Genomic DNA, 522 nt, shown 5'->3' with positions numbered 1-522 from the left:
ACCCCTGGCATCACCGCAGATCAGCGCCCCGAACCCCCTCAAACCGGGACGAGGTGACCAAACTCAGGTCAGAACTGGCTGTGAGACGAGATGCAGGCGTCTGTTGTTGTCCTCGTATCATGCAGCCTTTCCGCGAATATGGATTGCGTGCGTTTATCGGGCCGGATAAGCATGAATCTCGGCTTCCCACTCGGCGGTTGCATCGCCGAGTTCTTCGCGGGTCAGCGTTAGGCGCAAGAAGTTGTTCAGGTGACCGTGAGCTCCTGTGAGGACAAATGCTGGTTCCGCTTCGTACGAGAGGTAGATGCGGAGAACCACCACGTCGTCAGTCATCCGCTCCAGACCCAGAGCTATGCACGGCTCAGTAAAGTCCAAGGTGGGTCGGTTGTCTGGCGAGCGTACGATTTCCCCGCGCTTGACAACCGTAAGCCATTCGTAGAGTCTCCTTGCCTCCTGGTTGGGCCCCCGTTGGCAGTCCAGCGTCTATGCGATAGCTAGTTGATTTTCCTGCGTCCAGTTCTC

Annotated in this window: 1 protein-coding gene; it reads right to left on the bottom strand. The window is 57.5% G+C overall.

The window, feature by feature from the left end:
• Positions 1-153 precede the first annotated feature (153 nt).
• Positions 154-480, bottom strand: a complete 327-nt coding sequence (locus ABEA18_RS24675) for a WapI family immunity protein (protein ID WP_425550527.1) — start codon at positions 478-480, stop codon at positions 154-156.
• Between the last annotated feature and the right edge of the window lie 42 nt (positions 481-522).

It is taken from the genome of Arthrobacter gyeryongensis (assembly GCF_039543785.1).
Lineage (GTDB): Bacteria > Actinomycetota > Actinomycetes > Actinomycetales > Micrococcaceae > Arthrobacter > Arthrobacter gyeryongensis.
The sequence above is the reverse complement of the archived record's forward strand: the minus strand, read 5'-3'. Positions and strand labels throughout refer to the sequence as shown.